The 13,352-nt window shown below is 72.0% G+C and carries 14 protein-coding genes; 6 read left to right on the top strand and 8 right to left on the bottom strand.

Annotation, left to right across the window (positions count from 1 at the left end; genetic code table 11):
• Complete coding sequence (locus ACWEGE_RS18290) at positions 1 to 1,017, top strand: endonuclease/exonuclease/phosphatase family protein (protein WP_449661634.1); 1,017 nt, start codon at positions 1 to 3, stop codon at positions 1,015 to 1,017.
• Here the strand turns inward: ACWEGE_RS18290 and ACWEGE_RS18285 are convergent, their stop codons facing one another.
• The gene (locus ACWEGE_RS18285) at positions 1,018 to 1,815 is read right to left on the bottom strand and encodes an SIR2 family NAD-dependent protein deacylase (RefSeq protein ID WP_449661633.1); all 798 of its coding nucleotides are present in this window, start codon (positions 1,813 to 1,815) and stop codon (positions 1,018 to 1,020) included.
• The gene (locus ACWEGE_RS18280; protein ID WP_285986939.1) at positions 1,808 to 2,119 is read right to left on the bottom strand and encodes an antibiotic biosynthesis monooxygenase family protein; all 312 of its coding nucleotides are present in this window, start codon (positions 2,117 to 2,119) and stop codon (positions 1,808 to 1,810) included. The genes ACWEGE_RS18285 and ACWEGE_RS18280 overlap by 8 nt, the downstream gene beginning before the upstream one ends.
• A gap of 51 nt (positions 2,120 to 2,170) precedes the next feature.
• Between ACWEGE_RS18280 and ACWEGE_RS18275 the strand changes: the two genes are divergently transcribed.
• Positions 2,171 to 3,559: an AAA family ATPase gene (locus ACWEGE_RS18275; RefSeq protein WP_449661632.1), complete on the top strand. Its 1,389-nt coding sequence runs from the start codon at positions 2,171 to 2,173 to the stop codon at positions 3,557 to 3,559.
• Here the strand turns inward: ACWEGE_RS18275 and ACWEGE_RS18270 are convergent.
• Positions 3,545 to 4,951, bottom strand: a complete 1,407-nt coding sequence (locus tag ACWEGE_RS18270; RefSeq protein ID WP_449661631.1) for a M1 family metallopeptidase — start codon at positions 4,949 to 4,951, stop codon at positions 3,545 to 3,547. The two genes, ACWEGE_RS18275 and ACWEGE_RS18270, sit on opposite strands and share 15 nt — an antisense overlap.
• A gap of 74 nt (positions 4,952 to 5,025) precedes the next feature.
• Between ACWEGE_RS18270 and ACWEGE_RS18265 the strand changes: the two genes are divergently transcribed.
• The gene (locus ACWEGE_RS18265; protein ID WP_449661630.1) at positions 5,026 to 5,772 is read left to right on the top strand and encodes an alpha/beta fold hydrolase; all 747 of its coding nucleotides are present in this window, start codon (positions 5,026 to 5,028) and stop codon (positions 5,770 to 5,772) included.
• 150 nt (positions 5,773 to 5,922) lie between these two features.
• Here the strand turns inward: ACWEGE_RS18265 and ACWEGE_RS18260 are convergent, their stop codons facing one another.
• The 5 genes from ACWEGE_RS18260 to ACWEGE_RS18240 all read right to left on the bottom strand — a co-directional run bounded on the left by ACWEGE_RS18260 (position 5,923) and on the right by ACWEGE_RS18240 (position 10,498).
• Positions 5,923 to 6,879, bottom strand: a complete 957-nt coding sequence (locus tag ACWEGE_RS18260) for a peptidoglycan recognition protein family protein (protein WP_449661629.1) — start codon at positions 6,877 to 6,879, stop codon at positions 5,923 to 5,925.
• 63 nt (positions 6,880 to 6,942) lie between these two features.
• The gene (locus ACWEGE_RS18255; RefSeq protein WP_449661628.1) at positions 6,943 to 7,818 is read right to left on the bottom strand and encodes an A/G-specific adenine glycosylase; all 876 of its coding nucleotides are present in this window, start codon (positions 7,816 to 7,818) and stop codon (positions 6,943 to 6,945) included.
• 9 nt (positions 7,819 to 7,827) lie between these two features.
• Positions 7,828 to 8,763: a glycosyltransferase gene (locus ACWEGE_RS18250; RefSeq protein WP_449661627.1), complete on the bottom strand. Its 936-nt coding sequence runs from the start codon at positions 8,761 to 8,763 to the stop codon at positions 7,828 to 7,830.
• A gap of 41 nt (positions 8,764 to 8,804) precedes the next feature.
• Complete coding sequence (locus ACWEGE_RS18245) at positions 8,805 to 9,296, bottom strand: beta-class carbonic anhydrase (protein ID WP_449661626.1); 492 nt, start codon at positions 9,294 to 9,296, stop codon at positions 8,805 to 8,807.
• Positions 9,297 to 9,397: 101 nt separating this feature from the next.
• Positions 9,398 to 10,498: a LacI family DNA-binding transcriptional regulator gene (locus ACWEGE_RS18240; protein ID WP_449661625.1), complete on the bottom strand. Its 1,101-nt coding sequence runs from the start codon at positions 10,496 to 10,498 to the stop codon at positions 9,398 to 9,400.
• 186 nt (positions 10,499 to 10,684) lie between these two features.
• On the opposite strand from ACWEGE_RS18240, the gene ACWEGE_RS18235 reads away from it, so the two are divergent.
• From ACWEGE_RS18235 to ACWEGE_RS18225, 3 genes are read left to right on the top strand one after another with little or no spacing between them, the layout of a single operon-like run.
• Entirely contained in the window at positions 10,685 to 11,578 is an 894-nt protein-coding gene (locus tag ACWEGE_RS18235; protein ID WP_449661624.1) for a metal ABC transporter solute-binding protein, Zn/Mn family, read from the top strand.
• Between the two features lie 2 nt (positions 11,579 to 11,580).
• Complete coding sequence (locus ACWEGE_RS18230) at positions 11,581 to 12,426, top strand: metal ABC transporter ATP-binding protein (protein ID WP_449661623.1); 846 nt, start codon at positions 11,581 to 11,583, stop codon at positions 12,424 to 12,426.
• A 3-nt stretch (positions 12,427 to 12,429) separates the two neighbouring features.
• A complete protein-coding gene (locus tag ACWEGE_RS18225) occupies positions 12,430 to 13,305 on the top strand; it encodes a metal ABC transporter permease (RefSeq protein ID WP_449661622.1) in 876 nt (291 codons plus the stop codon).
• Positions 13,306 to 13,352: the final 47 nt, after the last annotated feature.

Raw genomic sequence — 13,352 nt, 5'->3', positions numbered from 1 at the left:
GTGGAGGAGTTGTCGGGGCACGCGCCGCCCGGCGCCGGTCTCGGCATACTCGGCAGCATGGTCATTGCGGAAGAGACGCGGTCGCGGCGGAAGAACCCGCTGGTCACGGGCCTGCTGGTGGTCCCGGTGGTGCCACTGGCGCTGCTGGCCGCGCTGCGCCTGGTGGGCTACGACGGCGGCTGGTACACGCTGGTCGCGCTGTCGCTGACGCCGTTCGCGGCCGCCGCCGGGGTGCTCCTCGGCGTCCTCTCGCTGGTGTTGCGGCGGTGGTGGACCGGCGGGGTCGCGCTCGTGCTGGCGCTCGCGCTGGCCCTGGTCGTCCTGCCGCGGATGTCGGCGAGCGACCCGCGTGAGCTGCACGGCAAGACCCTGCGCATCCTCTCCTCGAACCTGCTCTACGGCCAGGCGGACCCGAAGGCCGTCGTCGACCTGGTCCGCGAGCAGCGGATCGACGTGCTGAACCTGGTCGAGATGACGCCGTCGGCGGTCGACCGGCTGACCGCGGCGGGGCTGTTCGACCTGCTGCCGAACCGGGTGCTGCACCCGGCGCCGGGCGCGTTCGGCTCGGGGATCGCCTCGCGCTTCCGGCTGAAGGAGGTCAACCTGACCGGTGACTCGGCGGCCAAGCAGCCGGGTGCCGAGGCCGACCTCGGCGACGGCGTGGTGGCCGAGATCGTCGCCGTCCACCCGATCTCCCCGGACGTCGACACCCCGCAATGGGAACGCGAGATCAAGGACCTCTCCGGCCCGGCGGGCGAGCACGGCCTGCGCATCCTGGCGGGCGACTTCAACGCGACGCTGGACCACGCGGCGTACCGCACGATCCTGTCCCGCGGCTACCGCGACGCGGGCCAGGAGCGCGGCGAGGGCCTGACCCCGACGTGGCCGTCATCGCTGCCGGTGGTGACGATCGACCACGTGGCGGTGGACAACCGCGCGGCGGTGCTGGACTACCGCGTGTTCGACGTCACCGGCAGCGATCATCGGGCGGTGTTCGCCGAAGTCCGCCTGCCGTGATCAGCGCGGCACGAGCCGCTCGAGCGTTTCCAACGCACCGGCCGCGATCGACACGCCGCGGCCGTGGCGGATCTCCGGTTCCCGCGGGTTGATGCGGATCAACGCGCCGGTGGCCGCGCTCGCCAGCTCGGCGTAGCGGCGGACCGTCGGGACCGCCTGGCCCGCGCCCAGTTCGACCACCACGAGGTCCCGGGCGGTCCGGCGCCACGCCGTCAGCTCGTCGAGCTGGGCCTGGCTGCGGTCCGGGACCCAGGAGAAGTCGCCGAACATCAGGATGTTGGGGCGCGCGAGGCCGCCGCAGCGGGGGCACGACGGCAGCGGCGGTACCGCGCGCATCGTCTCCTCGTCGACCACGACGTCCGCGTCGGCCGGCCAGATGCCGGTCGTGCACCCGTCGAGGCACTGCAGGTGGTGGATCGAGCCGTGCGCCTCCGCCACGAACCCGAAGCCCGCCTTCTGGAACTGGCCGTCCACATTGGACGTGAACACGCGGGCGCCGCCGGGCAGGCGTTCGCCCAGCGAGAGCAGCAGCCGGAAGCCGTCGTGCGGCACCGTCCGGCGGTACAGCGAACGCCGGTGCCCGTAGAAGCCCCAGGCCAGCTCGGGGTCGTCGGCGAAGTGCCGCGGGTCGGCGAGCTCCTCGAACCGCAGCCCGAGCCGGGCGTACGGCGGGTACGCGCGCCAGAAGCCTTCGACGCCGCGGAAGTCCGGCAGCCCGGAGTCGACGCCCATGCCGGCGCCGGCGCAGATCAGCAGCGCGCCGGCGCCGGCCAGGAGCTCGGCGGCCTGCTCACTCACCCGGCTGCGAACCGAGGACGACCTCGAACTCCAGCAGGTTCGCGCCGGTGGACACGGGCTTGGCGCGCTCGCCCGCGTGCGCCGCCGCGGCCGGGCCGCCCTTCGCCCAAGCCTGGTAGTGCTCCTCGGTCTCCCACTTCGTGTAGACGAAGTAGCGCGTCTCGCCGGAAACCGGCCGCAGCAGCTCGAAGCCGAGGAAGCCCGGCTGCTCGTCGACGGAGTGCATGCGCGCGGCGAACCGCTTCTCCAGCTCGGGGCCGGCGCCCTCGGGGACCTCGATCGCGTTGATCTTCACGACACTCATGGCGCCCAGCCTAGTTGGCCCCCACGTGTGACCCGTGCCACTGTGGAAGGCATGGGGAGTACCGAGCGCGCTCTCGCCGCCGACCTCGCCCGGATCGTCCGCGCCACCGCGGACGAGGTCGCGAGCGGCCAGAGCAGCGAACTGATCGAGCGGGTGACCGGCCACCTGGGGGCGGCGCTGCCGGAAGTGGTGGTGGTGACCCGGAACTGGCCGATGTGGGAGCACGCCAACCTCCAGCGCGGCGTCGACGCCTACCTGGCCGCGCACGGCACGGCCGTGAACTGGTTCGGCGTCGCGGGCGGCCAGCGCCCGCACGAAGACCTGATCGGGATGCTCGCGATCGCGCGGCGGCAGGGCATGTACGAGCTCGGCTCGGTGGACTACACGACCACGGCGACCGGTCCGGACACCGCGACCGAGGCGGTCCAGCTCGGGCTGGTCGGCACGTGCGCCCCGGGCGGCGAGCCGGTGCTGCTCGCCATCCGCGGCCCGAACCCGCAGTGGGGGCTCGAGCAGTGCCGGCTGGAGGTGCTCGCGACGTCCCGGGTGACCGCCACCGAAGTGCGCGACCGCGTCGAGCGCCAGATGGCCGAGCACGACCTCCTGCGGGGCCAGGTGCTGGCCTTCGGCACCAGCGAGCACCGCGGCAACGAGCTGCTCACGTTCCTGCCGCGGCCCGCGCTGACCGGCGAAGAGGTGGTCCTGCCCGACGGCGTGCTCGAGGCGATCGAGCGGCACACGGCCGGGATCGCCGAACACGGCAAGCGGCTGCTGGCGGCGGGCCAGCACCTCAAGCGCGGGCTGCTGCTGCACGGCGCGCCCGGCACCGGCAAGACGCACACGGTCCGCTACCTGATGAGCCGCCTGCCGGAGACCACGGTGCTCATCCTGACCGGCGCGGCGATGAAGTTCATCGGCAAGGCGGCCGAGCTGGCGCGCCGGCTGCAGCCGAGCGTGGTCGTGCTCGAGGACGTCGACCTGATCGCGCAGGACCGCAGCTACGGGCCGATGGTCCAGCCGCTGCTGTTCACCCTGCTCGACGCGATGGACGGCGTGGGCGGCGACGCCGACGTGACGTTCCTGCTCACCACCAACCGGGCGAGCGAGCTGGAGAAGGCGCTGGCGGACCGGCCGGGCCGCGTCGACCTCGCCGTCGAGATCCCGCTGCCGGACGCGGCGGGGCGGGCGGCACTGCTGCGGCTGTACGCCCGCGGCCTGAAGCTGACGGCGGACCTGGGCCCGGTGGTCGAGGCGACGGCCGGGATGACGGCGTCGTTCGCGAAGGAGCTGCTGCGGCGGGCGTCGCTGCGGGCGCTGGCCGCGCGCCCGGACGAGGACGTGTCCGTCGGCGACGAGGAGCTGACGGCGGCGCTGCGGGAGATGCAGGACGCGCGGAGTGCGCTGACGCGGTCGTTGCTGGGCAGCTCAGCTGCGCAGTGACCCGGGGAACAGGTCGGCGTCGGCCGGGAGGGTCGTGCCGCGGAACCAGGCGTCGAAGAACGTCCGCAGGTCCTTGCCGCCGATCCGGGTCGCCATGGCTTCGAACTCGGGCCACGTCGCGTTGCCGTGGCGGAACCGGGCCGGCCACTCGCGCAGCAGCTTGGCGAACGCCGGGTCGCCGATTTCGCGGCGCAGGGCGTGCAGCGCCAGGATGCCCTTGTTGTAGACGCCTTCGAACTCGTGGCCCTGGCCCATGCCGACCAGCTTCTGGGCCCAGAAGTCCGTGCTGCCGCGCGTGATCTCGATGGCCGCCCGGTAGCGGTCGTCCAGGTTCTGGCCCTCGCGCTCGGCCCACAGCCACTGAGAGTACGACGCGAAGCACTCGTTCAGGCAGATGTCCGACCAGCTCTTGAGCGAGACGGAGTCGCCGAACCACTGGTGGGCGTTCTCGTGCACCAGCGTCGGCAGGTCGGCCCACTTGGCGTACGTCGGCCGGGTCTGCGTCTCGAGCGAGAACGGGACGTCTTCGTTCAGGAAGATCCCGCCCGCCGCCGACTGCGGGTACGGGCCGAACTTGCCGCTCAGGAAGCCGAGCACCTCGGGCAGGCGGTCGCCGATCGCGCGGCGGGCTTCGGCGCCCGGCGCGTACGCCGAGACCACCGGGGTCCCGTCCGGCAAGGTCGATCTGTCGACACCGAACCTGCCGATCGCGATCGTCGTCAGGTAGGTCGCCACCGGAGTCGGCTCGGTCCAGGTGCCCGGCGGGCCCTCGCGGCCGTTCGAGACCACCGTCCAGCCCGGCGGGACGTGCGCGGTGAGCGTGAAGGTGGCCTTGTCGCGCGGGGTTTCGTTCGCCGGGTACCAGAACGCCGCCGAGTGCGGCTCGCCGACCATGTACGCGCCGCCGTCGGCCGAGTGCTTCCAGCCGTTCTCGCTGCCGCCGTCGTGCGGGGTCTTGGCCGGGTCGCCGCCGTAGCGGACGCGGGTGCGGAAGGTCGTCCCGGCCCGGATCGGGGCGGCCGGCGTGACGACCAGCTCGAACGCCTTCTCGCGGGTGAACGTCGCCGGCTTGCCGTCGACCTCGACGCCGTGCACGTCCAGCCCGCGCAGGTCGAGGTCGAACCGGCTCAGGTCCTGGGTGGCCTTCGCGGTCACCGTCGTGTCGCCGTCGAGGTGGCCGCTCGGCGGGTCGTACTTGACGTCGACCTGGTAGGCGAGCGCGTCGTAACCGCCGTTGCCGTCGTCGGGGTAGTACGGGTCGCCGGCGCCGGACGCGCCCGGAACCGGGTGCACGGGCGGCGGCGGGGGCGGCAGGGTGACGGCGTCGCCGCCGCACGCCGCGGCGAGTACCACGGCGGCGCAGACAGCCAGTGCGGTGAGTCGGCGGCGCATACGACCACCATAGGTGATGGATTGCGATCGTTTGGTCACGTTCCGCACCAGGGGTTTTGTGGTTAGGTGGCCGCGTGCTCTGTTTCGGCGGCAGCGGTGTGCCGATCGTTCTGCTCCACGGCCTGATGGGCCGCGCGCGGACGTGGTGGCGGGTCGCGGAGTGGCTCCGGCCCTACGGCGCGGTGTACGGCTTGGACGCGCGCGGCCACGGGAACGCCCCGCGTGTCGGCCCGTGGACGACCGAGCGGTTCGCCGAGGACGTCGCCGAAGCGCTGCGGTCCCTCGACGCCGGTCCGGCGGTGCTCATCGGGCACTCGATGGGCGGCCTGCACGCGTGGGCGACCGCCGCGCGGCACCCGGAGCTGGTGCGCGCGGTCGTCTCCGAGGACTTCGCGCCGGACCAGCGCGGCCGGACCGTCGAGACCTGGCGCGGGTACTTCGAGAGCTGGCCGGTGCCGTTCAAGTCCCTGGACCACGTCCGCGAGTTCTTCGGCGACGCGGGCGAGTACTTCGCGGACTGCGTCGAGGAGCGTGCCGACGGGTTCCACCTGGTCGCGGACCTCGAAGACCTGTACGTCATCGCGGCGGAGTGGGGCCGCCGGGACTACTGGGACGTCGTCGAGGCGATCCGCTGCCCGCTGCTGCTGGTCGAGGGCGAGCACACGGCGATGCCGCCCGGTCAGCAGGCCGAAGCCGCTTCGCGGGTGCCCGACGCTCGCCATCTCGTGGTCCCGGGTTCGGCCCACCTGCCCCACGACGAGGCCCCGGAGACCTACCGCGGCGCCGTCGAGGCCTTCCTCAGCCAGGTCCTGAACCGCTGAACCGGACGACACGCGTGCCTGGACGGACGACACGCGTACCTGGACGGACGACACGCGTACCTGGACGGACGACACGACCGGCGCGACGTTGAGCCGCCGTGTCGTCCAACCGAGTACGCGTGTCGTCCCGCTGGGTACGCGTGTCGTCCGTTACGTGCGGGCGAGGTCCGCTCGCCAGGCCGCTGTGGAGCGGTCGGCGGGGACGATCAGCGGCCACACGTCGGCGCCGAGGAACCCGGTTTCGTCGGTCACCTTGGTCGCGGTGCACGTGTGGCGCGGCAAACCGGCCTGAACGGACAAAGCGGCCACGGCGTCCTTTGTGGACTTCCCGAAGACGCCGTCCGTCGGTACCCCGAACCCGGACGCACGCAGGAACTGCTGCGCCAGCTGCACCTGACGGCCCGTGTCACCCGGCTTGAGCAGTGGCCACTCGGCCTCGGCCCGCGCCACCGGAACGCCGAGGACGCGGCCGACGGCGGTCCGCAGCTCCGGCAGCCGGTTGTAGAGCACCTGGCCGGGGCACTCGGTCGAGTTGAAGTCGCGGTGGCCCTTGATGAACTCCGGCGCGATGCCGTACTGGCTCGCGATGTAGGCGACCAGCGAGACCAGCGAGTTCCACAGCGCCGCCGGCACGTCCACCGTGCTGTACAGGCCCTCGTTTTCGATGCCGATGACCTCGCTGTTGTGGTTGCCGACGTTCGCGCCCTGCACGTGCTGCGTGCCGCCGCGCAGGATCTCCAGGCTGCGGTGCCGCCCTTCGGTGATGTACCCGCCGCGGCTGTTCGTGAACTGCTGGCCGCTGTCGATCCAGCCGTTCTTGTCCATGTGCAGGTTCTGGATGTACCGCGAGACGTAGTAGGCGCGCTCCAGCGAGAAGTCGTCGTTCATCGGCGGGTCGACCGCGTGGTGCACGACGATGTAGGTCGGCTTGTGGTTCTCCACCACGATCGTGCCGTTGGCGGGCCGGGCACCCCAGTCGGACGTCGGGTGGATCGCCGGAACCGGGACGGCCGCGCCGGCCGTCCCCGTGGTCGTCATCCCCAGTGCGCCGGCCGCGGTCGCGGTCACCCCCGCCTTCAGCAGGGTCCGGCGGTCAACAGTGACCATGCGTGAAACGGTAACTCCGCAGCGCGCCAATGACAACTATTGACCAACTTTGGTTGTAGCGCGTTAGTGTTCACCTGGCAGGGCGAAGAGGCCGTCGCGGGTCTGCTCCAGCAGGCCGTCGACGAGCAGGGAGTCCAGGCAGCGGTCGCGCTGGCCGCCGTCGTGCCAGACGAGGTCCAGCTTCGCCTTCTCGACCGGGCCTTCGCTGCCGCGCAGCACGTCGAGCAGCCGGCCGCGGACGTACCGGTCGGTGCCCGCGTACCGCTGCACCGGCTTGGCCGGGCCGGTGTACTCGGGTCGTCCGGCGTGCTGCCACGCGCATTCGTCGTAGATCGGGCAGTCCGCGCACTTCGGGGCGCGCGCGGTGCAGATCAGCGCGCCGAGTTCCATGATCGCCGCGGAAAACTTCGCCGCGGGCGCGTCTTCGGCCGGCAGGAGCGCCTCGACGTCGTTCATGTCCCGGGTGTTGGACGCGGGCCCGGCGTCCCCGGCCCCGTGCACCGCCCGCGCGACGACCCGCCGGACGTTCGTGTCGACGACCGGCGCCCGCCGCCCGTAGGCGAACGCGGCGACGGCCCGCGCGGTGTAGGCGCCGATCCCGGGCAGCGCGAGCAGGGTGTCCACATCGGACGGAACGACGTCCCCGTGGTCGCGGGCGATCACCCCGGCGGCCTCGTGCAGCCGCAGTGCCCGGCGCGGGTAGCCGAGCTTTCCCCAGGCCCGCACGACCTCGCCCTGGGAAGACGCCGCCAGCGCGGACGGCACCGGCCAGCGCGCCATCCACTCGTGCCAGATCGGCTGCACCCGGACGACCGGGGTCTGCTGGAGCATGATTTCGCTGACCAGGACACCCCAGGCCGAGCAGGTGGGCTCGCGCCACGGGAGATCCCGGCCGTGCGCGGAGAACCAGTCGAGCAGTACGTCAGCGTCCACAGCCACGCCGGGAGGCTACTTCGCGTGCTTCGGCAGCCCGCGGGCGACCTCGGCCGGCGAGGGCATGGCGGCGATTTCTCCGGCGATCGCGCGGGCCGCGGCACGGCAGGAGGACGCCTTGCGCGCCTGTTCGGCGACGGCGTCCGCGCTCAGCTCGCCGGGCAGGAGGCGCACCGCGGCTCCCGCGGCGAGGAGCGCCTCGGCGTTGGCGAACTGGTCGGCGCCCTGCGGCAGGACCAGCTGCGGGACGCCGGCGGCGAGCGCCCCCAGCGTGGTGCCGCTGCCGCCGTGGTGCACGACCAGGTCGGCGTGCGCGAGCGCCGCTGCCTGCGGGACCCAGGTCCGGGCCGTCACGTGCGCCGGCTGCGGCCCGATGGGCACCCCGCCGGTGGCCACCACGACGTGCGTGCCGAGCGTGGCCAGCCCCCGGATCGCGGTCTCGAGCACCTCCGGGGTCCCGAAGGCGGTGCCGAGCGTGAGGTAGACCAGCGGTCCCCGGAAGCCGCCCGGCTCGGCGAACGGCACCGGCCGCAGCGGGATGCGCTCGGCGGTCGCGAGGAAGTTCGTGTCCTGCAGCGACGGCGGGCAGATGTCGACGTGCACCCCGCCGGCGGGCCGCTCGAACCCGATGCCGTCGGGGATCATCCGGCCGAACCCGTGCCAGAGCGCCGGGATCCCGGCGCGCCGGGCGGCCACGGCCACCTCGGGAACGCCCCACCCGTGCACGACCAGGTCCGGCCGCAGCCGCCGCAGGTCCGGTTCGAGGTCTTCGGCGTAGATCTCGTAGAACGAGTCCGCCGGCCGGAACGGGTTCAGCCCTCGCAGCGGCTCGTGGACGTGCTCGCCGGCGGCGAAGTGCACCTCGTGCCCGATGTCCCGCGCCGCGGCCGCGAGCGGGACCATCGGGAACGTGTGCCCGGCGGACGCGAGCCCGGCGAACAGAATGCGCATGCTGTCCCCATCCAGATGTCGGCAACATCTGAATGCGGATGCTACTGGACCTCGGTGAGCTTCCCGGTCTTCACGTCGTAGACGAACCCGCGGACGGTCTCCGTGTGCGGCAGGTACGCACTGCGCCGCACCCGCTCCACCGACGTCCGGACGCTGTTCTCGACGTTGCGGAACGCCTCGACCGACCACGTCGGACGCAGGCCCGTGTCGCTCTCGAGCTCGTCCTTGAAGTCGTCCTCGGTCACCATCGAGAGGCCGCACTCGGTGTGCTGGACGATCAGCACCTCGCGGGTCCCCAGCTTGCGCTGCGAAAGGGCGAGCGAGCGGATCATGTCGTCGGTCACCACGCCGCCCGCGTTGCGGAGGACGTGGGACTCGCCCTGCAGCAGGCCGAACAGCTCGAACACCCGGATCCGGGCGTCCATGCAGGTCAGGATGGCCACCTGGAGCGACGGCTTGGGGGACGACCGGTCGCCGGGCGTCACCTCGCCCAGTTCCTGGTTGCGCTTGAGCAGTACGTCGATCGAGGTCATCGGTCACCTTCCGGCCAGTGGCCCCGCGGCGCGGGTTTGACCACTCCATTTGACCGGGTGACTACCCAGCTGGGCAATGCGCTAAGAGCAATGTCACGAGGTCAGCCCCCGAACCAGGGCTCCTCGACGGTCCTGGGCGGCCCCGACGTCCGGCCGACGCGCAGCTCGGTCGGCAAGGTGATCACCTTCGGCGCGCTCCGGTCGCCCGAGCTGAGCAGCAGCCGGCCGGCCGTCTTGCCCTTCTCCAGCACCGGCTGGTGGACCGTGGTGAGCCCGATCCGCTCGGCCTCGGCGATGCCGTCGAAGCCGGTCACCGTCAGGTCCTGCGGCACCCGCAGCCCGCGCCGCTCGGCCTCGGCCATGGCGCCGATCGCGAGGATGTCGGAGGTGCAGATCACCGCCGTGATCTGCGGGTAGGCGTCCAGGAGCTGGCGGGCCGCGGACGCGCCGTCGTCCACCGTGTGGTCGAAGCGCTCGACCACCGGGACGCCCGCCCAGTCGACACCCGCCGCGGAGAACGCCACGGCCAGCGCCTCCAGCCGGGTGCGCTGGACGTGGAAGTGCGCGCCGCTCTGCCGGGTCGCCGAGACGAAGTCGTCGTTGCGCTCGCGGGCCAGCCGCATGCAGATCACGCCGACCTGCCGGTGCCCCAGCGTCACCAGGTGCTCGGCGATCTTGCCGACCGCCGCCGCGTCGTCCGGGCCGACGCGGTCGATGCCTTCGAGGCTCGGCTGGTCGATGATCACCGTCGGCACCGGCCGCTCGAGCACCGCGGCCAGGTGCGGGTCGTCGTCCGGCACGGAGTAGACGACGAAGCCGTCGACGCCCGCGCGGTGCACCGCGGCGACGTCTTCGCGGCCCGGGCTGGCCGGCACCAGGTGCAGGCCGACACCGGCGTCTTCGCAGGCCAGGGCCAGTCCTTCGAGGACACCGACGGCGGCGGGGTCGCGGAAGGCGTAGGAGAGGTTCTCGGTGAGCAGCAGCCCGACCGCGCCCGCCTTGCGCGTGCGCAGGGAGCGGGCGACCGGGTCGGGACCGGGGTAGCCGAGGCGCCGGGCGGTCTCGAGGACGCGGCGGCGCAGTTCCGGGGACAGCTGGTCCGGCCGGTTGTAGGCGTTGGACACCGTGGTCCTGGACACACCGAGCTCTGCCGCGAGCGACGCCAGCGTCGCCTGCCTCCGGGTGCGAATAGGACGTCCCATCAGCAAACCGTAACGGTTCAGAACGGTTTCCTGAAGAGACACCCCGCGTGGTCGATGTCTCGATCCGCATGCGCGAAGACGCATACACCAAAGCGCCATCCGATGGCCAGAAAGTCATCCGGATGGGGTAAGGTGAATCTGACAACGGTTTCCATTAGCGTCTGCGTCCCACTCAGGAGTCAACCGATGAGTTCCCGCCGCACCAGGAGCGTGCTCGCTGCCGCTTCGGCCCTGTCCGTGCTCGCACTGGCCGCGTGCTCCGGCGGCGGCGCTCAGTCCGGCGGGTCCGGCAAGATCGAGGTCGTGGCTTCGACGGACGTCTGGGGCAGCGTCGTGAACGCCGTCGGCGGCGACAAGGTCGAGGTCAAGTCGATCATCCACGACCCGTCGGCCGACCCGCACTCGTACGAGACGACGGCTGATGACGCGTTGGCGGCGAAGGACGCGAAGCTGCTGCTGTCCAACGGCGGCGGCTACGACGAGTTCTTCGACAAGCTCACCGCGCAAGCCGGGGACGCGAAGAAGCTCGTCGCCTACGACATCGCCGCGACCGGCGACGAGAACGAGCACGTCTGGTACGACCTGCCGGGCGTCGGCAAGGTCGCCGACCAGGTCGCGGCGCAGCTCGGCGAGCTCGAGCCCGCGTCGAAGCAGCAGTTCGCCGACAACGCGACCGCGTTCAAGGCGAAGGTCGACGCGCTGGAGAAGCAGCTCGGCGAGCTGGGCGCGGCGCACCCGGACACGAAGGTCGTCGTCACCGAGCCGGTGGCGCACTACCTGCTCCGGAGCGCGAAGCTGACGGACGCGACGCCGAAGGCCTTCTCGGACGCCGTCGAGAACGACACGGACGTCCCGGCCGGCGCCGTGAGCGAGTACAAGCAGCTCATCGCCACCAAACAGGTCAAGGCGCTGATCAACAACGCGCAGACGGTGACCCCGCTGACCCAGGACGTCGTCGGGCAGGCGAAGGCGGCCGGGATCGGCGTCGTCGACGTGACCGAGACGCTGCCGCCGGGTGTGACCGACTACATTGGCTGGATGACCGGGGAAGTAGCTGCGCTGGCAGGGGCGTTAAAGTAACCATGCCTCCCGTCTCAGACGACGTACGTCCCGCGGTCCGGGTCCGCGGGGCCGGGCTCGCGTTCGGACCCCGGACCCTGTGGTCGGGGCTGGACCTCGTCGTCGAGCCGGGCGAGTTCCTTGCCGTCCTCGGCCCGAACGGTTCCGGCAAGAGCAGCTTCCTCAAGGCGCTGCTCGGCATGCAGGACCTGTCGGCGGGCACGGTCGAGATCGCGGGCGGCCGTCCGGGTGGCGCGAACCGCAAGGTCGGCTACATCCCGCAGCAGCGTGCGATCGACGAGTCGCTGACGCTGCGCGGCGTCGACCTGGTCGGGCTGGGCTTGGACGGGCACCGCTGGGGCTTCGGGCTGGCCGGCATGGCGGCCCGGCGTCGCCAGGTCGCCGCGGCGATCGAGGCGGTGGGGGCCACGAGGTACGCGAAGCAGCCGGTCGGCCGGCTCTCCGGCGGCGAGCAGCAGCGGCTGCGGGTGGCGCAGGCCCTGGTCGGCGACCCCGAAGTGCTGCTCTGCGACGAGCCGCTGCTGTCGCTCGACCTGGCGCACCAGCGCGCGATCAGCGAGCTGATCGACGCGCGGCGGAGCACGGCGGGCACGGCGGTGCTGTTCGTGACCCACGAGATCAACCCGGTGCTGCCGTTCGTCGACCGGGTGCTGTACCTGGTCAACGGCCAGTTCCGGATCGGCAAGCCGGACGAGGTCATGACCACCGAGACGCTGTCGGAGCTGTACGGCACCCGTGTCGAGGTGCTCAAGGTCGGCGGCCAGATCCACATCGCGGGCGCGCAGAGCGCGTTGTGCGAGGCCGAGCCGCACCACCACGAACACGACGTCGAAGAGCAAGTGGGCTGAGTCTTGGATCTGTTCGACTTCGGCAAGACCTGGGAGCTGATCACCGAGCTTCCCGGGGTGCAGACCGCCCTGCTGGCGGCCCTGGTCCTCGGCCTGGTGGCCGGGGTGCTGGGCCCGCTGATCGTGATGCGGCGGATGTCGTTCGCGGTGCACGGGACGTCCGAGCTGGCGTTCACCGGCGGCGCGGCGGCCCTGCTGCTCGGCATCGGCGTCGAGTACGGCGCGCTGATCGGCGCGGTGGCGGCGGCCCTGCTGCTGGGCATCCTGGGTGCCCGCGACGCCGACCGCGACTCGGTGATCGGCGTGATCCTGTCCTTCGGGCTGGGCATGGGCGTGCTGTTCCTGTCGTTCTACAAAGGACGCTCCGGGAACAAGTTCGGGATCCTGACCGGCCAGATCATCACGATCGACTCGACGAACCTGACCTTGTTCGTGGTGTCGTCGGTGGTGGTGCTGGCGGTGCTGGCGCTGGTGTACCGGCCGTTGCTGTTCGCTTCGGTGGACCGGAACGTGGCCGTGGCGCGCGGGGTCCCGGTGAAGACGCTGACCGTGGTGTTCGCGCTGCTGGTGGGGGTGTCCACGGCGCTGAGCGTGAAGGTGGTCGGCTCGCTGCTGGTGGTGGCGCTGATGGTGACCCCGGCCGCGGCGGCGGCCCGCGTGACCGCGTCCCCGTGGAAGGCGACCGTGCTTTCGGTGGTGTTCGCCGAGGTGGCGGCGATCGGCGGGATCGTGCTGTCGCTGGCGCCGGGCCTGCCGGTGAGCGCGTTCGTGACGGCGATTTCGTTCCTGATCTACGTGGTGTGCCGGGTACTGGCGTGGCAGCGCGACCGCCGGACGAGGGTCAGCACGGTGGAACCGGCCCTCGTCGCGGCGGCCTGACTCACTGCACCTGGAGCGTGTCGCTGATCGCGGCGCTGCCCCGGCCG

Source organism: Amycolatopsis sp. NPDC004747 (assembly GCF_053601335.1).
Note: the sequence above shows the minus strand (reverse complement) of the source record. Positions and strands in the feature narration are given on the sequence as shown.

What these genes read in the sequence shown, in the direction of transcription:
- ACWEGE_RS18230 (WP_449661623.1), top strand. Translation starts at nt 11,581, where the DNA reads ATGCCTCCCGTCTCAGACGACGTACGTCCCGCGGTCCGGGTCCGCGGG.
- ACWEGE_RS18270 (WP_449661631.1), bottom strand. Translation starts at nt 4,951, where the DNA reads ATGCGCCGCCGACTCACCGCACTGGCTGTCTGCGCCGCCGTGGTACTC.
- ACWEGE_RS18245 (WP_449661626.1), bottom strand. Translation starts at nt 9,296, where the DNA reads ATGACCTCGATCGACGTACTGCTCAAGCGCAACCAGGAACTGGGCGAG.
- ACWEGE_RS18275 (WP_449661632.1), top strand. Translation starts at nt 2,171, where the DNA reads ATGGGGAGTACCGAGCGCGCTCTCGCCGCCGACCTCGCCCGGATCGTC.
- ACWEGE_RS18250 (WP_449661627.1), bottom strand. Translation starts at nt 8,763, where the DNA reads ATGCGCATTCTGTTCGCCGGGCTCGCGTCCGCCGGGCACACGTTCCCG.
- ACWEGE_RS18240 (WP_449661625.1), bottom strand. Translation starts at nt 10,498, where the DNA reads ATGGGACGTCCTATTCGCACCCGGAGGCAGGCGACGCTGGCGTCGCTC.
- ACWEGE_RS18280 (WP_285986939.1), bottom strand. Translation starts at nt 2,119, where the DNA reads ATGAGTGTCGTGAAGATCAACGCGATCGAGGTCCCCGAGGGCGCCGGC.
- ACWEGE_RS18260 (WP_449661629.1), bottom strand. Translation starts at nt 6,879, where the DNA reads ATGGTCACTGTTGACCGCCGGACCCTGCTGAAGGCGGGGGTGACCGCG.
- ACWEGE_RS18235 (WP_449661624.1), top strand. Translation starts at nt 10,685, where the DNA reads ATGAGTTCCCGCCGCACCAGGAGCGTGCTCGCTGCCGCTTCGGCCCTG.